General features: G+C 69.9%; 24 protein-coding genes and 1 pseudogene. 11 read left to right on the plus strand and 14 right to left on the minus strand.

All coding sequences use genetic code 11. The features are described from left to right. Positions 1-9: 9 nt before the first annotated feature. From V6M51_RS15595 to purC, 4 genes are read right to left on the minus strand one after another with little or no spacing between them, the layout of a single operon-like run. Positions 10-495, minus strand: coding sequence for a DUF3291 domain-containing protein (locus V6M51_RS15595; protein ID WP_332768618.1), 486 nt, complete (start codon positions 493-495; stop codon positions 10-12). Beyond that, entirely contained in the window at positions 492-872 is a 381-nt protein-coding gene (locus V6M51_RS15600) for a hypothetical protein (protein ID WP_332768620.1), read from the minus strand. Before V6M51_RS15600 ends, V6M51_RS15595 begins: the two co-directional genes overlap by 4 nt. After that, positions 869-1,108, minus strand: coding sequence for a phosphoribosylformylglycinamidine synthase subunit PurS (gene purS, locus V6M51_RS15605; protein WP_305673231.1), 240 nt, complete (start codon positions 1,106-1,108; stop codon positions 869-871). Before purS ends, V6M51_RS15600 begins: the two co-directional genes overlap by 4 nt. Then, on the minus strand, positions 1,108-1,866 hold the full coding sequence (gene purC, locus V6M51_RS15610; RefSeq protein WP_332768624.1) for a phosphoribosylaminoimidazolesuccinocarboxamide synthase: 759 nt from the start codon (positions 1,864-1,866) through the stop codon (positions 1,108-1,110). Before purC ends, purS begins: the two co-directional genes overlap by 1 nt. Before the next feature lie 197 nt (positions 1,867-2,063). Between purC and V6M51_RS15615 the strand changes: the two genes are divergently transcribed. From V6M51_RS15615 to V6M51_RS15630, 4 genes and pseudogenes are all read left to right on the plus strand, one after another. Continuing rightward, positions 2,064-2,384 carry a DUF1476 domain-containing protein gene (locus V6M51_RS15615; RefSeq protein ID WP_332768626.1) on the plus strand — a complete coding sequence of 107 codons (321 nt, stop codon included), beginning with the start codon at positions 2,064-2,066 and terminating at the stop codon, positions 2,382-2,384. Between the two features lie 227 nt (positions 2,385-2,611). Beyond that, complete coding sequence (locus tag V6M51_RS15620) at positions 2,612-3,643, plus strand: DJ-1/PfpI family protein (protein ID WP_332768628.1); 1,032 nt, start codon at positions 2,612-2,614, stop codon at positions 3,641-3,643. Between the two features lie 124 nt (positions 3,644-3,767). Continuing rightward, a pseudogene (gene arr / locus V6M51_RS15625) lies at positions 3,768-4,170 on the plus strand (NAD(+)--rifampin ADP-ribosyltransferase). A 147-nt stretch (positions 4,171-4,317) separates the two neighbouring features. After that, positions 4,318-4,686, plus strand: a complete 369-nt coding sequence (locus V6M51_RS15630; RefSeq protein ID WP_332768630.1) for a hypothetical protein — start codon at positions 4,318-4,320, stop codon at positions 4,684-4,686. Between the two features lie 7 nt (positions 4,687-4,693). Here V6M51_RS15630 and V6M51_RS15635 read toward each other — a convergent pair whose 3' ends face one another. Beyond that, complete coding sequence (locus V6M51_RS15635) at positions 4,694-5,134, minus strand: lysozyme inhibitor LprI family protein (RefSeq protein WP_332768632.1); 441 nt, start codon at positions 5,132-5,134, stop codon at positions 4,694-4,696. 173 nt (positions 5,135-5,307) lie between these two features. Here V6M51_RS15635 and V6M51_RS15640 point away from each other — a divergent pair, with 173 nt between their 5' ends. The 4 genes from V6M51_RS15640 to V6M51_RS15655 all read left to right on the plus strand — a co-directional run bounded on the left by V6M51_RS15640 (position 5,308) and on the right by V6M51_RS15655 (position 8,156). Next, a complete protein-coding gene (locus V6M51_RS15640; RefSeq protein ID WP_332768634.1) occupies positions 5,308-5,649 on the plus strand; it encodes an antibiotic biosynthesis monooxygenase family protein in 342 nt (113 codons plus the stop codon). A gap of 184 nt (positions 5,650-5,833) precedes the next feature. Next, entirely contained in the window at positions 5,834-6,487 is a 654-nt protein-coding gene (locus tag V6M51_RS15645; protein ID WP_332768636.1) for a helix-turn-helix domain-containing protein, read from the plus strand. 62 nt (positions 6,488-6,549) lie between these two features. Continuing rightward, entirely contained in the window at positions 6,550-7,440 is an 891-nt protein-coding gene (locus tag V6M51_RS15650; RefSeq protein WP_332768637.1) for a helix-turn-helix domain-containing protein, read from the plus strand. Between the two features lie 95 nt (positions 7,441-7,535). Continuing rightward, positions 7,536-8,156, plus strand: coding sequence for a PEPxxWA-CTERM sorting domain-containing protein (locus V6M51_RS15655; RefSeq protein ID WP_332768638.1), 621 nt, complete (start codon positions 7,536-7,538; stop codon positions 8,154-8,156). Between the two features lie 26 nt (positions 8,157-8,182). Here the strand turns inward: V6M51_RS15655 and V6M51_RS15660 are convergent, their stop codons facing one another. Next, on the minus strand, positions 8,183-9,025 hold the full coding sequence (locus tag V6M51_RS15660; RefSeq protein ID WP_332768640.1) for a LysR family transcriptional regulator: 843 nt from the start codon (positions 9,023-9,025) through the stop codon (positions 8,183-8,185). A gap of 85 nt (positions 9,026-9,110) precedes the next feature. Here V6M51_RS15660 and V6M51_RS15665 point away from each other — a divergent pair, with 85 nt between their 5' ends. After that, a complete protein-coding gene (locus tag V6M51_RS15665; RefSeq protein ID WP_332768642.1) occupies positions 9,111-10,049 on the plus strand; it encodes an MBL fold metallo-hydrolase in 939 nt (312 codons plus the stop codon). Here V6M51_RS15665 and V6M51_RS15670 read toward each other — a convergent pair. The 4 genes from V6M51_RS15670 to V6M51_RS15685 all read right to left on the minus strand — a co-directional run bounded on the left by V6M51_RS15670 (position 9,979) and on the right by V6M51_RS15685 (position 13,759). Continuing rightward, positions 9,979-10,653, minus strand: coding sequence for a class I SAM-dependent methyltransferase (locus V6M51_RS15670; RefSeq protein ID WP_332768644.1), 675 nt, complete (start codon positions 10,651-10,653; stop codon positions 9,979-9,981). The genes V6M51_RS15665 and V6M51_RS15670 overlap by 71 nt on opposite strands. A 204-nt stretch (positions 10,654-10,857) precedes the next feature. Continuing rightward, positions 10,858-11,421 (minus strand): response regulator transcription factor, encoded by a 564-nt coding sequence (locus V6M51_RS15675; RefSeq protein WP_332768646.1) that lies wholly within the window; start codon positions 11,419-11,421, stop codon positions 10,858-10,860. Further along, entirely contained in the window at positions 11,409-12,761 is a 1,353-nt protein-coding gene (locus tag V6M51_RS15680; protein WP_332768647.1) for a sensor histidine kinase, read from the minus strand. The genes V6M51_RS15675 and V6M51_RS15680 overlap by 13 nt, the downstream gene beginning before the upstream one ends. Before the next feature lie 305 nt (positions 12,762-13,066). After that, entirely contained in the window at positions 13,067-13,759 is a 693-nt protein-coding gene (locus tag V6M51_RS15685; RefSeq protein ID WP_332768649.1) for a ParA family protein, read from the minus strand. Positions 13,760-13,938: 179 nt separating this feature from the next. Here V6M51_RS15685 and V6M51_RS15690 point away from each other — a divergent pair, with 179 nt between their 5' ends. Together V6M51_RS15690 and V6M51_RS15695 are read left to right on the plus strand one after the other, a co-directional pair. Continuing rightward, entirely contained in the window at positions 13,939-14,292 is a 354-nt protein-coding gene (locus V6M51_RS15690; protein ID WP_332768651.1) for a hypothetical protein, read from the plus strand. Between the two features lie 119 nt (positions 14,293-14,411). Further along, positions 14,412-16,022 carry an ATP-binding protein gene (locus V6M51_RS15695; protein WP_332768653.1) on the plus strand — a complete coding sequence of 537 codons (1,611 nt, stop codon included), beginning with the start codon at positions 14,412-14,414 and terminating at the stop codon, positions 16,020-16,022. Positions 16,023-16,111: 89 nt separating this feature from the next. On the opposite strand, the gene V6M51_RS15700 is transcribed toward V6M51_RS15695, so the two are convergent. The 4 genes from V6M51_RS15700 to V6M51_RS15715 all read right to left on the minus strand — a co-directional run bounded on the left by V6M51_RS15700 (position 16,112) and on the right by V6M51_RS15715 (position 19,082). Then, entirely contained in the window at positions 16,112-17,170 is a 1,059-nt protein-coding gene (locus V6M51_RS15700; RefSeq protein WP_332768655.1) for a class I SAM-dependent methyltransferase, read from the minus strand. A gap of 235 nt (positions 17,171-17,405) precedes the next feature. Then, positions 17,406-18,005 carry a DUF1190 domain-containing protein gene (locus V6M51_RS15705; RefSeq protein ID WP_332768657.1) on the minus strand — a complete coding sequence of 200 codons (600 nt, stop codon included), beginning with the start codon at positions 18,003-18,005 and terminating at the stop codon, positions 17,406-17,408. An 8-nt stretch (positions 18,006-18,013) separates the two neighbouring features. Then, a complete protein-coding gene (locus V6M51_RS15710) occupies positions 18,014-18,427 on the minus strand; it encodes a DUF350 domain-containing protein (protein ID WP_332768659.1) in 414 nt (137 codons plus the stop codon). Between the two features lie 10 nt (positions 18,428-18,437). Beyond that, a complete protein-coding gene (locus tag V6M51_RS15715; RefSeq protein WP_332768661.1) occupies positions 18,438-19,082 on the minus strand; it encodes a YjfK family protein in 645 nt (214 codons plus the stop codon). Positions 19,083-19,113 lie beyond the last annotated feature (31 nt).

Here is a 19,113-nt window from a genome sequence, read left to right on the forward strand (position 1 = left end):
GGCGGCTCTCTAGGCGCATTCGTCGAGGATTGGGAGAGGCGGTTCGACGCAATCCGGCGCCGGGAAGATGTCGCGGAAGGTGAAAGCCCCGGGTGACGGCCCCAGGCGGCGCAGGGTCGCCAGGCGCGCCACGCCTTCCTCTGGTGTCGGCTGGTGGCCGACGGGGACCCACCACAACGCCATATAGATTTCCATCTTCTCGAACCACTCGGCGCGGCGGCGCATGAACTCGATGTGGCCGGAACGGTAGACAAAGGCGCCGAGCTCTGCAGGGTTCTCCCAAACCGACATGTTGATGGCGATCAGCGGGTCGTCGAAGGCCTCGATGTCGGTGGCGTCGTCGCCCTCGCCTGTCAGGCGCCAGACGAAGCCCGGCGAGCCCTCGGCCAGGGCGTTGATGCGTTCGAGGTTGTTCTTGAAATCGGCGATCATCGGATCGTCGATCGGCGCCCGCAGGGTCCCGATATTGATCTGGGCGAGGTGATAGCCGCTCATCTTGTCTTCAGTCCCCCGAGATAGGCCATCAGCTGGTGGAAGCCCTTCTGGTCGCCATATGGGCAGCCGGTGTTCTCCATGACAGTGGCCCCGTCCTTGCGGACCGCCACCTGCCGGATGATCGCCGGATGGCCCGGCGCGCCGGGCTCGGTGAACACGAAGGCCAGCGTCCCGTCCGGCGTCGCATAGTAACGATAGGGCTCGCCCGGGCTTCGTGGCGCGGGCTTGAGATCGCTCAGGGCCAGGACGTCGGCCGACAGGGCCTCATAGGGCCGGCCGCAGTCGAGCTTGAAGGCCGACGGCGGCGGCGCGGGCGTGGCGGTCGGCGCGCAGGCCTGGCCTGTCAGGAGGATGGCGATGAGGGCCCCCGCCCTCACGCCACCTCGACGCGGTAGCTTTCGATGACCGTGTTGGCGAGCAGCTTCTCGCACATCTGCTTGACCTCGGCCTCGGCCGCCGCGGCGTCGGAGGCCTTCAGATCGAACTCGATGGTCTTGCCGACGCGCACCCCGTCCACCTGGGGCCAGCCCAGGCCGTGCAGGGCGTTCTCGACCGCCTTGCCCTGGACGTCCAGGACGCCGGGTTTCAGGAACACATGAACTTTCGCGCGCACTAGTGCAGGCCTCCTTGGATCACGGTGGGCATCTCTTTCATGATGCCCAGCCGCCGGGCGACTTCGGTGTAGCCCTCGATGACGTCGCCCATGTCGCGGCGGAAGCGGTCCTTGTCCAGCTTCTCGTTGGTCTGGGCGTCCCACAGTCGGCACGAATCCGGGCTGATCTCGTCGGCCAGCAGCACGCGGGAGAAGTCGTTCTCGTAGATCCGGCCGAACTCCACCTTGAAATCCACCAGGGTGATCCCGACCCCGGCGAACAGGCCGGTCAGGAAGTCGTTCACCCGCAGGGTCAGGGCCATCATGTCGTCGATCTCCTGGGTCGAGGCCCAGTTGAAGGCGGTGATGTGCTCCTCGGCGACCATGGGATCGTTGAGCTTGTCGTCCTTCAGGTAGAACTCGATGATCGAGCGGGGCAGGGCCTGGCCCTCGGGCAGACCGAAGCGCTGCGACAGCGAGCCGGCGGCCACGTTGCGGCAGACCACCTCCAGCGGAATGATCTCCACCTCGCGGATCAACTGCTCGCGCAGGTTCAATCGCTTGATCAGATGGTTCTGAACCCCGATGGAGTTCAGCTTGACCATCACATATTCGCTGATCCGGTTGTTGATGACGCCCTTGCCTTCCAGGATCGCTTTCTTCTGCGAATTGAAGGCAGTAGCGTCGTCTTTGAAGTACTGGATCAAGGTTCCGGGCTCGGGACCCTCATAGAGGATCTTGGCCTTGCCCTCGTAAATCTTCTTGCGGCGGGTGGTCATAGACGCCTTCTCCGAGGGCGAGGGTTAGCCGAGCCGTCGACTCGGCCTCTCGCCCATATGAGGCCTGATGAGGATTAGCGGAACGGCAGGGCGTGCGCAAACGGCGCGGGCGCCACATCGCGACGCGGCGCGTTTACGTTGCGAGCACGCGGCTCAAGGGATATGCAACGCCCGACTGACGGCCCACTGGGGAACACATGACCACCTTCAACGATCGAGAGCGCGGCTTCGAGAGGAAGTTCGAGCTCGACCAGGAGCAGGAATTCAAGGCCGGCGCGCGGCGCAACCGCATGCTGGGCGAATGGGCCGCGGCCCTGATGGGCCTCTCCGAGGACAGCGTCGCCGAATACGCCAAGGCGGTGGTGAAGTCCGACTTCGAGCTGCCGGGCGACGAGGACGTGCTGCGCAAGGTGTTCGAGGACCTGAAGGGGTCCGGCGTCGCCATCACCGAAGGTGAGGTGCGCATGAAGATGGACGAACTCCTGGCCCAGGCCCGCGAGCAGATCCGCGCCGGCTGACCGGCCCATCGCCGCCTGCGAAACCCACAGACGCCGTCCGCGAGGGCGGCGTTTTTGTTTGCGCCGCCGGCGTCTCCCGCCGTCCCTAACCGGATAGGGCTTTCGACCCCTCATCCGGCCCCGCGGAGTTTATCCCCGGGCCGACGGCAGGAATGGTTGGAATAATGACATTTGGCCCGGCCGGGGCGGGGGCTAGCCTCGGCGGACCATCCCCGTGAGGTCCGCCCATGCCTCGACTGACGCGCCTGCTCGTCCTCCTCGCCCTGTTCGTCCTTGGGACGGCCGGCCCCGCCGCGGCCGCCAGGCCCCTGGTGGTGATCCTCGCCGATGCGCGGGGCACGGTGGCCACCGACCTGCTGGCCCCCTACGCCATCCTCGCCGAGAGCGGGGCGGTGGAGGTCAAGGTGGTCGCGGCGACCAAGGCGCCGGTGCGCCTGACCCCCGGCTTCGCCTGGGCCGCGCCGCAGATGACGCTCACCGAACTGGCCCGCCGGCCGCGCCCCGACGTGGTGATCGTCCCGGCCCTGGAGGTGGTGGACGACCCCGCCCGCGCCGCCTGGCTGCGGGCCCAGCTCAAGGCCGGGGCCAGGATCATGTCGATCTGCAACGGCGCCAAGGTGCTGGCCGCCGCCGGCCTGCTGGACGGCCGCCAGGCCACGGTCCACTGGTACAGCCGCGGCAAGCTCGCCAAGCAGCATCCGCGGGTGACCTGGCGGCACGACCGGCGCTGGGTGGAGGACGGGCCGGTCATCACCACGGCCGGGATCAGCGCCGGGGAGCCGGCCACCCTGCACCTGCTCTCCCAGCTGGCCGGGGAACCGGTGATGGCCGCCACCGCCGCCCGCCTGGCCCTGCCTTTGCCCGACCCGCGCCATGCGGGGGAGGACTACCGCCTGACGCCGTGGGGCATGACCCAGGTGGTCGCCAACCGGTTGGCCTTCTGGCGCCATGAGGCGGTGGCCCTGCCGCTCACCGCCGGCCTGGACGAGATCGCCTTCGGCACGGCCCTCGACGCCTGGTCGCGCACCTACCGCTCCACCGCCTGGGCGACCGGGCCGGCCAGCGTCACGACCCGGCACGGGCTGACGCTCCATCGCGCCGCCAGCCTGCCGGAGCGGTTCGACCGCAAGGTGGTCCTGCCGCGCGGGGAGGCCATGGCGGCGACCTTCAGACAGATCGACCGGGCCTATGGGCCGACGACGGCGCGGTTCGTGGCCCTGCAGTTCGAGCACCCCTATGGGGCGGTGAGCGCCTGGTAGGGCAGCGCCGCCGCGCCCGCCTGACAGGGATTTGGGCGCGAAATACCTCAGTTCAAGAATTGTCGGCCGGCGATTTGTGCGCAGTCTGTGGCGCCCTCGACCGATCTCGAAGGGCCCTCGATCCATGACAGCCACACCGTGCGTCCAGGCCTTCTTCCATGGCGCCAAGGCCGCCGGGCGACCTGATCGCGCCCGGCTACGCCTCCAACTACGGCCGGCGGAAACAGGCGGCCTATGTCTACCTCACCGCCACCCTGGATGCGGCTGCCTGGGGCGCGGAGTTGGCGCTGGGCGAGGGGCCGGGCCGGATCTACGTCGTCGAGCCGACCGGCCCGTTCGAGGACGATCCCAACCTGACGGACCAGAAATTCCCGGGCAATCCGACCCTATCGTACCGCACGCGGGCCCCGCTGCGGGTGGTGGGGGAGGTGGTGGATTGGACCGGGCATTCGGCCGAGCAGCTGAAGGCGATGCGGGACGGGCTGGCGGACCTGGCGCGGCGGGGGGTGGAGGCGGTTGAGGACTGAGGGGGGTAGGGGGCCTACGGCTGGGAGTGGCGCACGCGGTCAACTACGCCAGCGAGCGCCTCTGGATTGTATTCGGCTAGGTTGAGGTGATGTGAATTACGTGCATAACTGCAAGCTTCGCCTTGGGGCGGCCCTGCGGGAGCGAGCGTGGTCAGTGTTGTTCAGCAAGGTTACGAGATTGGCTTCGAGACGTCCGCGAGCGACGCCATTCGGCTGAAGTGGGCATATCAACTCGGGTTGCTGGAGTTGGGTCATCAGCATCCCACCCATCATCCGGGGATGTTGTTGCTTGATGAGCCCCGTCAGCAATCGTCGTCGCGAGTGGGCGCCTATACCGGCGAGCTGATGCGGGTCCGGCGCATAGGATCGATCTTCACCAATTCCGACTACCAGGCGTGGCGGCGCCGCGAACAGGACAGCGTTCTAATCCAGACCCTGCTCTCGGGCTGGTTTCTGACGTTTGTCGGCTGGTGCGGGCTCGGGTTCATCTGGCTCGTCACCCGACGCCGTGCTTAGAACCGCCCTAGGGCCAAGTCGCGGGCGGGGGCTCAGGGAGGATCGGCGGGGAGCTGTCCTCATACCTCAGCCAATGGGTCCAGATCGTGTGCGTGCGCTGCCGGGTCAGGATCGTCCGGCACCTGAGGGACTTGAGGCCGCGGATCGAGCCCATCGACCAGTAGTCGTAGACGGCGCCGCACTCCGCGTTGCGAAAGGTCGACCAAGCGGCCTGGGCCGCATCGAAGCCGCCCAGGGCGTTCTCGATAGAGCTGAAGCCGGATGGCGCTTCGGCGGCCTCTCGTACTATGCGGTCGCGGGCGGCGGACACATAGGTCGCCAGGGTCGCTTCATGTTTCGCAAGGCGCTTGCCGAAACAGACTTCCATCTCCCGGGTGTTTCCGTCGCAGGCGACGGCTGGGTCGCTGGCGACGGCCCCCGCGAACGCGAGGACGGCGAGGAAAGGCATGGCGGGGTTCCGGCGTTGAGGTCGGGGAAATAGCTATCATGTCGTCGTGACGGCGGGCAGGGATGTGCGCTGTCGCGGGACGGCGGCCCTGGCAAGAACCGAGGGAAAAACGTCATGTCGGGCGCGGGGGCGCGCTGGCATAGATGGGCGCCTCGCCAGGGAGGGTCTTGAGCATGTCCGAAACGCCAGCGATCGCGGTGACGCCGGAGCCGCCCTATTACGCGGTGATCTTCACCTCCACGCGCACCGAGGGCGACCGGGGCTATGGGTCGATGGCCGATGAGATGGTGCGGATGGCCGCGGCGCAGCCGGGCTTCCTCGGGGTGGAGAGCGCGCGCGACGGGGTGGGGATCACCGTCTCCTACTGGCGCGACCTGGAGTCCATCGCGCTGTGGAAGCGCGTCGCCGACCATCTGGCCGCGCAACGGCAGGGGCGCGAGACCTGGTACGCGCAATACGAAGTGCGGATCGCCAAGGTCGAGCGGGCCTACGGGTTCCAGCGCGAAGAGGTCTGAGGTCCGCTCGGCCTGGTGTGGATTGGGCCATTTGTTCTTGATATGTTCTGGACATTTGCGCGGGAATATGAGAGGGTTTGGGTAGTTTGAGGCGCTTGGCGCTTGGCGCGGGCTTCCCCACCCTGACCGCTGCGCGGTCTGTCCCTCCCCATTAAGGGAGGGAAAAGAGCGGCGAGACATTCCCATGAGTTCTGACGATGCGGGCCGCTGCGTGCGGCCCTGGCGGGCCTATTCCGAGGGGCTGGCCTCGGTGATCTGCGCGCGGCTGGCGGACGGGGAGCCGCTGATGGCCGTCTGCCGGGAGCCGGACATGCCAAGCCGGGCGGGGGTGAAGGGCTGGGCCAAGGCCAGGCCGGCCTTCCGGGCGCGGCTGGCGGCGGCGATGGCGGCGGGGCGGCACAGTCCGCGCGGCGGGCGCCGGGCGGTCTATTGCCGGCACATGGCGCGGCTGATCTGCGAGCGGGTGGCGGCGGGGATGACCGTGGGCCAGGCCTGCGACCTGCCGGGCCTGCCCTGCGAGGACACGGTCTATAACTGGGTGAAGCGCTATCCGGAGTTCGCCCAGGCCTATGGGGTGGCGCGGACGGTGCAGGCGCACCGGCGCTTCGACCAGGTGTGGGAGATCGCCGAGGGCGCGACGGCCGAGACCGCCTTCCTGGCCAAGGTGCGGATCGAGGCGGCGCGCTGGCAGGCCGCGCGGCTGGCGCCCACCAAGTACGGGGCCAAGCCCCTGGAGGGCGAGACGCCGGAGGATCGGCGGCCGGTGTTCAATATCACCGTGCGCAATTTCGGAGAGGAGCTGGGGGAGGCGCCGGCGGCGAAGCTGACCGGGGGGTAGGGCGATCAGCGGCGAGCGTCGCCATGGGTTGCATTCGGCGGGATCCCTGGCGAAGGTCGTTTATGCAAATCCCCGAGTTCGCGGACCGGCTGTCGCTGGTGCTGAAGGCGCTATCGATCAGTCGCGGCCAGTTCGCCGCGGACCTGGGCGTCGACAAATCGCTGGTGGGCCGCTGGTGCGCCGGGTCGGTGCGGCCGTCCTCGCAGAACCTGGCGCGCCTGACCCAGGCCATCGCCGAGAAGCGGCCGGGCTTCACCATGCACGATTGGGACGCCGATCTGGCGACCCTGGCCGAGCGGGTCGGAGTCAGGCTCGCCCCGGGCTCGGCCCGTCCGGCGCCGGCCGCGGCGCCCTTTCCGCTGGGCCTCTTCAAGCAGCCCAAGGCCGAGGAGCAGGTTCGCGGGGCCGACTATGAAGGCCTGTGGCGCTCGACGCGGCCCTCGTCCGAAATGCCGGGGCATTTCGTCCACGACCACCTGATGCTGCGCCGGACCGCCGACGGGGCGATGAGCTTCACCCTGGGCATATTCCACGTGCGCTTCCACGGCTGGACCCTGAGCCAGCAGCACCAGCTGTTCTCGGTGGGGGCCGACGCGGTCACCGGCACCTTCGTGTTCGCGATCTTCAACGGGGTGGTGCGCCAGCGGGCGGACGTGGTGGACGGCATCATCCTGACCTGCCTGCGCGACCCGAGCGGCACGCCGATCGCCAGCAAGTGCATCCTGCAGCGGGTGGGCGACCTGACGGGCGACACGGCGGCCGACGACGCCAGGTTCGACGAGATCACCCGCGGGCCGCCGTTCAGCGCGGCCGAGGACGTGCCGGAGGATATCCGCCATCACCTGTGGCACGACACCGGCCCGACCGCCCTGGCGGCCGGTGGCGATCCGATGCTGATGATGAGCTTCGCGCGTTCATTGGCCCGCGGTCCGCTGTTCGAATACGACACCTGAGCCGCCCGTCGCCGCCCGTGGCCGCCCGCCGCTGCACCTGCACGCACCGGTCGCCGCCGCGTAGGCCTCCGCATCAACAGATGCGAAGGAAATCCATGAAACTCGCCCTAAGCTGCGGCCTTGCGCTGGCGCTATTGGCGTCGGCCGCCCAGGCCGCGCCGGTCATCTACACGATCAGCGGCGCCTGGAACGGCACGTTCGACGACGTCGCCTTCACCGACACCGCCTTCACCTTCAACGGGGTCGGCGACACCAGCCAGATCGACAGCCAGCAGGTCGGGGCCGAATTCCTGCAGCTGCAGTCCGCCTCGGTGACGCTGGACGGATTCGGGACCTACAGCCTGCTCAACCCCACCCGGATGGCCCACAGCCTCTTCAGCGGCCAATTCTCCTTCGACCAGTACACCCCGGGGCTTCGGCACGTGGTCCTCATGACCGGGTCGCCGGCCCTGAGCCTGGGAACGAGCATCAGCCCCTACACCGCGGCCGTCGCCGAGATGATCGGCGACGCCACGCCCACCAGCGGCGGGGTGCTGCAGTTCGAGCTCTCGGTCGGCGAGCCGGACATCACCTTCTCCAGCCACGTCTATCCGGACCGCGACGTCCCCGGCTCCGCCGTGCCGGAGCCGGCCACCTGGGCCATGATGCTGATGGGCTTCGGCGGCCTCGGCGCGGCGCTGCGCTCGCGTCGGAAGCGGGCGGTGGTCGCCGCCTGAGCGGTCACGATGTCCGCACGCCGGCCCTAGGCCGCGCGCCGGCTTGCGGGGCCGGGCGGGGCGTGGCCCACAGCCTGCAGGATCCGCGTCACCGTGGCCGACCCGGCGTCGGCCTGGCGATAGGCCACGCCCACCTCGCGACGCAGACCCAGGTCGGCGAGCGGCCGGGTCGCGACGCGCGCGTCCGGCGGGACGACGCCTTCCGGGAGCACGGTCGCGCCGACCCCGGCCTCGACCAGCGCCAGCGCCCACTCCTCGGTGGTGGCGACGGCGACGATCTGCGGCTTGAAGCCCAGATCGCCGGTCTGGTCCGCGTTTTCGCAGTTGCAGCGGCCGATGAGCGGCAGGCCCTCCAGGTCGGCCAGGGCCAGCTGCGACTTCAGGCGCAGCTCATGGCGCGGGGGCAGGGCCAGGACATAGCCCTCGGACCATAGGGGCGCGAAGGCCTCGTCCTTGTCGGTCATGCTGCGCGAGACGATCCGCGCGTCGCAGGGCGCGTCCGCCTCCACCAGGAACAGACGGACGTCGCCGGCCTGGGTGAGCGGCTTCAGCAGCGGCAGCACGCGCGGGATGTCCAGGCTGCGCATCAGGCCCAGCGTCACCTCGGCGGCGGGCGTCGGCTCGAACAGGGCCTTGAGCGACAGCGCGTCGTCCACCAGCGGCCGGGCCCGCCTATAGAGCACGTCCGCCGCCGCGGTGGCGGCCACGCCCTTGCGGTGGCGCGCGAACAGCACCGTGTCCAGCTCGCGCTCCAGCGCCGCGATCGCCGCCGAGACCGAGGGCTGGGAGATGAAGCAGCGTCGCGCCGCGGCGGTCACGCTGCCGGTCTCGTAGACCGCCAGGAAGTAGCGCAGCTCGCGAAGTTCCATAGTCATAGCCTATGTTGAGTGTCAGGTATCGATATTTTACATATGGAAGGCGGCGAGCCAAGGATCGGGGGTTCAGGAGACTCCGATGCCTTCCATCCCGTTCCTTTCCCCGTTCGCCGCCCTGGCCCTCGCCATCTCGCTCGCCGCCTGCGCGGCGCCGGCCCCGGAGGCCGCGCCGCCGACGCCGCAAGCGCCGCCCGCCGCCCGTCCGCCGGCGGGCATGACGCTCAGCGCCCTGCCCTCAGGCTCCACCCAGTCCAGCGCGGCCATGGCCTTCGAGGGCGGCCGGATGGACGACAAGCGCACCTTCGTCACCGGCGCCATCCTGGTGGAGCATCCGAAGGGAAGGCTGCTGTTCGACACCGGCTACGGCCGCGACCTGGCCCAGCACTTCAAGACCGCCCCGGCCATCATGCGGGCGACGATCAAGCCCCAGCTGACCACGACGGTCGCCGAGCAGCTGGCCGCCGGCGGCGTGCCGCTCGCCAGCCTGACGGCGGTCGTCCTCACCCACGCGCACTGGGACCACGTCAGCGGCCTGCAGCACTTCCCCGACACGCCCGTGTGGGTCAGCAAGGCCGAGCTCGATTTCGTCAACAGCGACCACCATGCGGCGAAGCTGGCCCAGCGGCTCGGCACGCGGAACTACCGCGCCTTCGACTTCCCGGACGGTCCCTATCTGGGCTTCGCCGAGAGCTGGGACGTGTTCGACGACGGCAGCGTGGTGCTGGTCCCCGTCCCCGGCCACACGCCGGGATCCATCGTGGCCTTCGTCAGCACGCCGGACGGCAAGCGCTACGCCCTTGTCGGCGACACCGCCTGGCAGGCGGAAGGCGTGGAACATCCGGCCCAGAAGCCGATGCTCAGCCGCTCGCTGGTGGATGTCGACGGTCCAGCCACCTGGGCCATGCTGCGGAAACTGAATGCGGCGAAGGCGGCCATGCCCGGCCTGGTCATCGTCCCGGCCCATGACGACCGGGTGTGGAAGACGCTCCCGGCCTTCCGGCCGCCTGCGCCACGATGAACACGACGCGCCGGCTGTCCTGCCCGGGTTCGCGGACGTCGAGGATTTCGAAGCCCGCGCTACGGACCAGCTCCACCACCTCGGCTCGCGGGCGGATGCAGTAGACCTGGTCGGGGAAGGTCGCCCGAAAGCTCTCGTCCTCGGCCGGGCGGAAACCCAGCACCAGGCGACCGCCGGGCTTCAGGACGCGGCGGGCCTCCCGCAGATGGTCCAGCGGCGCGGTCCAGAAATAGATCGTGTGGACGCAGAACGCCTTGTCGAAGGTCCCGGCCTCGTAGGGGAGCTGGTCGCTGCCGCCGAACCGGAACTCGAGCCGTCCCGCGCGCACCAGGGCGCGGTGACGGCGCATCGCGTAGCGGTGCATCACCCAGGAGAAGTCGACGCCCGACAGCACGCCCTGATGGGCGAGGGCCGCGGCCTTGGCCAGGGTGTGGCCGTGGCCGCATCCGATCTCCAACACGCGGTCGCGGGGCTCGAGGGCCAGGAGTTCGACGGCGATGTCGTTCTCCGGCGCGGTTTCCTTCGCCATGATCCGGGCCACGACCTGGCCCAGGAGTCCGGTCGGCTTGCGGCCCTGCCGGGCGATCATCAGGGGTTTGCGCATCAGGGTTTCGACGCCGGGAGAACGGCCGTCGGGCCGGGCGATTTCAGCGCGAGTTCGGCGATGTCCACTTAGGGTCCTCCTGGTCGACAGGATCAGATCGCCACACCAGGGGACGCGCAGTCTCGCCGAATTCGAAATCGGCCGGTGTTTTGCGAAAACGGCGCGGCTGGCGGAAATCGGCTAGGGAGCGATTGCGCGACCCGGCTAGATGAGACGTTCGCGCTGGGCGCGGGCGACAGCGTCCGTCCGGTTGAGCGCGCCGAGCCAGCTGACCACGCGGGCGACGTGGATCTTAACGGTGGCGGGGGAGATCTCGAGCCGCCGGGCGATCTCCTTGTTGGTCAGGCCGTGGGCCAGCAGGTCCAGAACCTGCTGCTGGCGCGGCGGCAGCCGTATCCGCTCGAGGGCCAGCAGGCCCGGGACCGCCGCGCCGATCGCCTCGAGGAGGACGTCGGCTTCGATGTTCTTGGACAGGACCGCGTTCCCGCAGGCCAGAACCCGCGCCAGCAGCGCCGGGTCCGTGAGGCCGGTCACCGCCAGGAGCGTCGCCTCGGGGGCTCTTTCCCGCAGGCCGGCCAGGCCCGCCAAGGGCTCGGCGCCCGGCATGCCCAGGTCCACCAGGCAGAAGTCGACGCCCGCCTCGGCGCTGGCCCAGGCCGTGGGGAAGTCGCCGGCCTCGTCGACGACCAAGGTCGGCCAGCGGTCGCGCACGGCGGCGACCAGCGCCTCGCGCATCAGCGGGTGGTCGTCGCAGATCAGGCCGCGCACGACACGTCTCCGTGCAGGCGGGCGGCCTCGCGGGGCAGCCGGATATAGAAGGCCGCGCCCCGGGTCAGGCCGGGCCGCACGCCGCAGCTGCCGCCCATCAGCGCGACCAGTCCAGCCGTGGAGGAGAGACCCAGGCCGAAGCCGCCGGCCTCGCCCACATGGCCGCCCTGTTCGAAGGGCCTGAAGATGCGCGCCGCGTCATCCGCGGCCAGGCCGCGCCCGTCGTCCACGACCCAGATCAGGACCTCATCCGCCCGCGCCTGGGCGCCGATCAGCACGCGCCGGCCGCCGGCGTGCCGGATCGCATTGGCCACCAGGTTCTCGATGGCGCGCGCCAGCAGGGCGGGATCGGCCCGCAGGTCCAGGCCGCCGCCGGCGGTGGAGATCCGGATAGCCGCGGCGGTCGCCGCCGGCCCTTGGGTCAGCAAGACGCGGTCGAACACCTCCCGCGCCTTGAGCGCCGCCATGCTTGGCCGGATGACGCCGCTCTCGAGCTTCAGGTGTTCGAGCATGGTGGCGACCAGGGCGCGCGCGGCGGTGAGCGCCCGCTGCAGCCCGCCGAGGGAGGCGGCCTGGCGTTCCGCGCCCGCGCCCGGCTTCACCTGGTCGAGGAACAGGGCCGCGGCCTGGAGCGGCTGCTGCAGGTCGTGCGAGGCGGCGCGGATGAAGTGGGTCTTGGCGTCCCGCTCGCGCTCGAGCACGGCCATCGCCGCGGCTAGGTCGCGCTGGGCGGCGTCCGCTAGGGCCCGCGCCACGGTCTCCTTGACCACCGCCTCGCGCACGAAACGGCGGATGGCGATCAGGGTCGCGCCGAACAGGGGCAGGAACAGGGCCAGCGGCAGGAAGTAGGGCGGGCGGGCGATCAGCAGCCAGGCGGTGAGGGAGCCCAGCACCAGCAGCACCGCGCTCTTCAGCACCTGGGTCGCCTCGGTCGCCGCGGCGAACTGGACGATCAGATACCAGGCGAAGAGCACGAGAATGAGCGCGCGAAGCTCGGGCTCGGCGACCGGAAGGAAGACCCAGACGCTGCCCGCGGTCGCCAGGTTGCACAGGGTCATGCCGGCCCTGGCGACGGGGATCCAGCGGTCGAGCACGGCGCGGTCGCTGGGCGGCCGCGCGACGAAGCGGGTCCAGGCGATCAGCCAGGAGCCGAGGAACAGGGCGATGGTCGTGAGCCAGAGACCGTAGCCGAAGGGCTCCGCGCGGGGGGCGAACTCGAACGCCAGGAAGGCGGTGACGACGGCCAGCCCCACCCAGGCGGCGAGGCTGCCCTTCAGCTCGGCCCGCGCCTCGCTGACGAGGATCTGGTCGCGAAGCGCCGCGTCTGTCGCACCGAGCACTAGGGACAAACCCTCTTCCGCAACCGAGCCTCCCATAGGCCATCTGGTCTAATGGCTTTGAATTGAGCCAAGCCTAGTGTCGAGCCCCGTAATCGCAAAACGGGGTGGGGATCCTATGACGATACTGGCGGTTCAACGCGAGGCCCCGCCGCGCGGCTGCCCGGAGGATCGTCTCGCGCCCGAGGATTGGCGGGTTCTCGACCAGCTGCTTCGCCACGGCCGCCTGGCGCTGGGCGCCTGCGACGAGGCTCACCTGGACAGGCTGGCGGCGGAAGGCCTGATCGTGAGGCTGCCGGCTGTCCTGATCACCGACTGGGGAGAGATGCGCTGGCGGCAGGAGCTACGGCGTCGACGGCGGGCGCGGCTGACCGGCGAACCTCAGCGTTGATGAAGTCCCAGAGCGCGGCGATTTCGCGGGCGGCGGCGCGGTCGGGCATTTCCTCGGCGGAGCGGCCCCGCTCGAGCGCCGTCTGATAGATCGACCGCGACCGCACAATGACGGGGGCGACGGGGGCCTGCATGTAGTCGAGGCCCTTCAAGGCCCGCTTGACCAGGGGCGCCTCGATGTTCTCCCGCGGTACAGGAGCCTGGTTCAGCACCACCGTGTAGGCCTTGCCCAGCTTGCGGACGATGGTGAGCGATCGCGCCAGGCCCGAGAGGTCGATCAGGGTCGGGCGTACGACCAGGACGGCGAAGTCGGCGACGACGATGGCCTCGCCCACTTCCTCGACGGCGCCGGCCGGGGTGTCGACGATCAGCAGGTCCTTGCGCTGGGAGAGGGCCCCGAACTGGGCGGCCAGGACGTTGCGGCCGGAACAGGTGACGCAGGCCGGGCCGGGGACTTCGCGCGCGCCCAGGATGTCACGGGCCGACAGCTGCGGGTCGATGTCGACCAGCAGGGTGTCGAGGCCGCGCAGGTGGGCGCCCAGCGCGAGGTGGGTGGCCACCGTGGTCTTGCCCGAGCCCCCCTTGAGGGCGATGACCGCCAATGTCTTCAAGCTCGCCTCATCCTGCCGCGCGAGGCGTTTCTCGGCCCCAATTTAGGCGGGTCCGGGGCGCCGGGACGCGTCCTAGCGCCGCTGTAGCCTAGATTTCGCCCCGGCAGGGTCCAGCCCTGGTCCCATTGGGTCTGGATCGTAGCGGCGTGTCGGGGGACGCCAAGCCAAATGGAGACCTCATGCGCTCAATCGCTATCCTCGGGGCTGCAGCCCTCGCCCTCGCCGTCGTCGCGCCCGCCGTGGCCCAGACCACGGACTCAAGCCCGCCGCCGGCGAACGACGCCGCCGCCGCGCCCGCGACGACCTCCGCCGCCCCCGCCGCCGTGACGGTGGGCCAGCCGGTGAAGGACAAGGCGGGCGCCACCATCGGAGAGGTCACCCAGGTGAAGCCCGACGCCAGCGGCCGGCAGATGGCCACCATCAAGATGGGCGCCGACAGCTTCGCGGTCGACACCTCAAGCCTCGCCGTCGACAACGGGGCGGCGGTGATCAACGCCTCGGCCGAAGAGATCAAGGGCATGATGAAGAAGTAACACCGGCCCGGACCCGTGGAACGCCCCGCCCCGCCACCCGGCGGGGCGTTTTGCGTTAACGCCCTGATACCTCGGCGTGGCCCAAGGTGACCGCAGTTCACCGGAGCGTCGCGTCCCCCATGTTCAAGTCCGCATCCGACGATGCCTCGCCGCCTGATATCGGGCGCCGGGGCGCGGCGGACGCGGAGCTGGCGACCTTCTTCGAAGTGTCCCTCGACATGCTCTGCATCCGGGACAGGGACTTGCGGTTCGTGAAGGTGAACCAGGCCTGGGAAGCGGCCCTGGGCTATTCGATGGCGGAGCTGGAAGGCTCCCCGATGCTGGACTTCATCCATCCCGATGACGCCGGCGCCAGCCATGGGCACATGCAGCGTCTGGCGGTCGAGGAGGAGGTCGCAGGCTTCATCAACCGCTACCGCCGCCGCGATGGAACCTATCGCCACCTGGAATGGCGGGCGCGGCGGGTGGGCGACCTGGTCTACGGCGTGGCGCGCGACGTCACCGAGCGGCTGGCCATCGAGGCCGAGATGGCCGCGGCCAAGGACGCCGCCGAGGCCGCCAACCGCGCCAAGAGCGACTTCCTGGCCAATATGAGCCACGAGATCCGCACGCCGCTGAACGGGGTGATCGGCGTGGTGGCGGCCTTGGCCAAGACCGAACTGACCCCCGACCAGCGCGAGATGGTGGGGTTGATCGAGAGCTCGGGCGTGACCCTAGAGCGGCTGGTCTCCGACGTGCTGGACTTCTCCAAGATCGAGGCCGGGCGGCTGGAGATCGAGCAGGGCGTGTTCGACCTGCGCGCCGAGCTGGGCGGGGTGCTGGAGATGTTCCGCCTGCGCGCCCAGGAGAAGGGATTGAGCTTTCCGGTGGACTGGGGCGAGGACGCGCGGGGCGAGTTCCTGGGCGACAGCCTGCGGATCCGCCAGGTGGCGGCCAACCTGCTCTCCAACGCGGTCAAGTTCACCGCCCAGGGCGAGGTCCGGGTGGCGATCGGCGTGGAGGACGCCGGGACGGGCGGCCAGCCGGCGACCGTGGTGCTGGAGATCGAGGACACCGGGGTGGGATTCGACGCCGTCTTCGCGGGCGACCTGTTCCAGCGCTTCAACCAGGCCGACGGCACGATCACCCGGCGCTTCGGCGGGACGGGCCTGGGCCTGTCCATCACCCGGGCGCTGGTGGAGATGATGGGCGGCGGGATCTCAGCGCGATCCGAGCCGGGGCAGGGAAGCCTGTTCCGCGTCGTGCTGCCGCTGGCCCGCTGCCGGCCGCTCGCCGACTATGACGCCGACCGCAGCGCGGCGCTCGCCGCCCCGGTCGCCGACGACGAAGGCGTGCTGGCGCGGCTGGCCAACCTGCGGGTGCTGCTGGCCGAGGATCATCCGATCAACCAGCGTGTGGTGCAGCTGATCCTCGGGCCGTTCGGGGTGGAGCTGACCACGGTGGAGGACGGCGCCCAGGCCCTGGCGGCCTTCGCGGCCGGGACCTTCGACCTGATCCTGATGGACATGCAGATGCCGGTGATGGACGGCCTGGCCGCGACCCAGGCCATCCGCGGCGAGGAACGCCGGGCGCCGGAGCGCAAGCGCACCCCTATCGTGATGCTGAGCGCCAACGCCATGGCCCAGCACCGGCTGGACGCCGAGGCCGCCGGCGCCGACCTGCACGTGGCCAAGCCGGTCACCGCCACGGCCCTGGTCGAGGCGGTGGTCGCGGCGCTGGACGGCGGTTAGGGCGAGCCGCGCCGGCCGAGATCTCTCCAAGGCGTTCCTGTAGGCTTCGCGTCCGGTGGTACGGGCGAGATAGGCCTGCTCCGCACCGTCTAGGTCTTCCGAAACCAGAACGAGGCGCCGTAGAGGTTGAGGGTCGCCCGCGGGCCCTGGGCGAGCCCGGCCTTGGCGTGGGCGGCCAGCGCCGGGTCCTGGTGAACGTACCAGCAGGGGAACAGGATCTCGAAGGCGTCGCGGCCGAACAGCAGGGCCGTGGCCAGCAGGTACTGCTCGTTCCACAGCCGGCCCACATGGCCGGAGATGTAGTCGTCGGGCAGGTAGATGTCGTGGACCTGGACGATCACCCCGGGCGCCAGGCGCGGCAGGATGTCGAGGAAGAAGGCGGTGACGTCCGAGCCCTGGAACGACCGGTGCGAGGAGTCGAGGAAGAGGATGTCGCCGGGGGCCAGAGCCTGGAACATCTCCACCCCGCAATCCTCCAGGGGGTGGCGGATCACCTCGTCGCAGAGGGCGTCGATCTCGCTTCGGGGCTGGGGATCGATGGAGGTGAGCCGGGTCCGCAGGCCGTAGCGGGCGACGGCGCGGCGGGCGAACTTGGTGGAGGTCCCCGAGCCGATCTCCACGAAGCGGGCCGGATCGTGGGCGCGCAGCATCTGGGTCAGGACCATGCCGTCGAGCGGCGGGAACCAGGCGTTGAGCCAGAAGGGCGTGGGCGTGTCGTAGGCGCCGCCGAGCGGAATGTCGTCGAAGTCGGCGGCGATCTCGGAGAGGCCGTCGAGCAGGTCGCGATAGCGCGCGGCGCCTGCGCCGATCAGGGCGGCGAGCTCGGGATGGGACGGTCGGCCCGAGCCGTAGCGGACGCTGGAGCGGTAGGGATAGTCGATGACCTTGAAGGCGTGCTCGGCCTGGTCGGTGGAGAAGGGGCCGCCGTGCAGGGTGGCCTCGAGGTCCGGACCGGGGCCGGCGGCCTCGAGCAGGGCCAGGCCCTCGTCGCGGCGGCCGAGCTTGCAGAGGGTGACGCCGAGATAGCGCCGGGCCTGGGCGTGGTCGGGCGCGGCCGCGAGGATCTGGCGGAAGATCAGCTCGGCATGGTTCAGCATGTGCTCGCGCAGGCGGATGACGCCGATGGCGAGCTGCTGGTCCTGGGTCATCGTCAAATCCTAGCGCACGAAAGCCGGGTGTCGAGGCCGCGGCTCGGGCGGCTCGTCTGCCGGAGCCGGGGGCTAGATCCTCCCCCAGCGCGGAGCGCGGTTTGGGGGAGGTGGCGCGTCGCCCTTTTCGGCGACGTGACGGAGGGGGTTCGCGCGCACAAACAAGGGTCAAAGTCCCCCTCAGTCGGCTTCGCCGACAGCTCCCCCAGAAGGGGAGCAACTCGGGAAGCGAGCTCTACCCCCCGAAGCCGCGGCCGCCGCCGAAGCCGCCTCGGGAGACGACGGAGGTGCGGGTCTGCATGCGGGGCGGGGCCTGGCGCACGGCGTCGGGCGGGTCGATGCCGTACTTGCCGATGGTGGTGCGGCCGGTGGCGTAGTCGCGGCCGAGCGTGCCGCCCCAGCCGGTGGTGTAGCCGTCCCGCCCGCGATAAAGGCCGGTGCCGCGGTAGTAGCGGTTGCCGCCGCCGTCGAACATCTGGCCGATGACGAAGCCGGCCAGCAGGGGCGTGAAGAAGCTGCCGCCGCCCGAGCCGCGCGGCACGCAGTTGCCGGCGCCGTAGGTCTCCTCGCAGGTGGCCTTGGCCTCGAAGCGCGGGGCGGACTTGTCGTTGTCCTCAAGCGCCTTGGCGTAGGCGGTCTCGCACTCGGCGTCGGGGATCTGGTTGGCGGTCTTGCAGGAGTCGAGGTCGGCGTACTGGAAGGTCTCGACCTGCTCGCCCTGGGCGACCGAGTTCTGGTCCCAGCGGGCGGCCGCGGGCGGGTCGTCGCAGGCCGCGACGGTCAGGCTGGCGCCGGCCAGCATGGTGGTGAGGGTGAGCGAGCGGGAGCGTTTCATGACGAACCTCAGGCGGTCATGCAGGCGGCGTTGAGCAGGCCGACGCTGATCGATATCCCGGCCATGTAGATGCCGACGGAGACCTCGCCGGCCTCGATGCGCGCCTTGACGTCGGGCAGGGCGATCATCCGCACGGCGGTGAAGGCGACGATCTGGATGACGCCGGCCAGGGTCGCCCAGGCGGCGAACTCCAGCAGGCTGACCGTGTGGCTCAGCGCCGAGGCCAGGGGCAGGACGTAGCCGATCAGGGCGCCGGCCAGCGCGATGGCCGCGGCGCTGTTGCCGGCCCGGATGAGGTCGCGCTCCTTATAGGGCGTGATCCACTGGTAGATGACCTTGAAGGCCAGGGTGAAGACGCCGGCGGTGGCGAAGGCCAGCAGGAAGGCCAGGGCGCCGGTCTGGAACGCGGTGACGTCGAACATGGCTTGCCTCTCAGGCTTTGAATTCGCCGACCGCCAGGGGCAGGCCGATCATGATCTCGTGGGTGACGTCGCCCTCGGCGGGTTCGAGGGTCATGGCGAGCAGCAGCTCCCGGCCCTCGTCGGGCAGGTCGCGGTGGAACAGCATGCAGGTCTGGAAGAGCCGTGAATAGGGCTGGTCGGCGGCCCGGTCGGTGAAGACATTCTCCCAGAAGGTCACCGGCGCCTGGTCGGCGGTCTCCTCGTCGAACCAGAAGCGGCGATAGACCGGCAGGTCGTCCTCCATGAAGGTCGGGGACCGCAGCTTGTCGGCCCACAGCCGGCGCTGGGCCGAACTTCCGGGATAGGCGCTGCGCCAGGGGACGAAGAGGGTGAAGTCGTTGGCGCTCTGGCCCTCGCGGTCGTCGGAGACCGCCTGGAACATCACGTGGTCGTCGGTATAGAAGCGGTGCACGAAGGCGCCGTCGTCCAGGGAGACCACGCCCTGGGCGGTGATCTCCAGGGTGTCGCGGTCGAGTTCGAACCTGGTCTGGTCGCCGAACCGCCGCCAGGTGAGGGGATCGAGGATCACGGTGCGCCCGATGGTGACGTTGCGCACGATCGGCAGAACCGGCGCGACCAGCTTCGGGGTGTTCTTGCCGAAGAGCTTGCGGAACATCGGTGGGCGGCTTTCCTAAACCGGCCGCAGA

Origin of the sequence: Phenylobacterium sp. (assembly GCF_036677185.1) — a bacterium.
GTDB lineage: Bacteria > Pseudomonadota > Alphaproteobacteria > Caulobacterales > Caulobacteraceae > Phenylobacterium.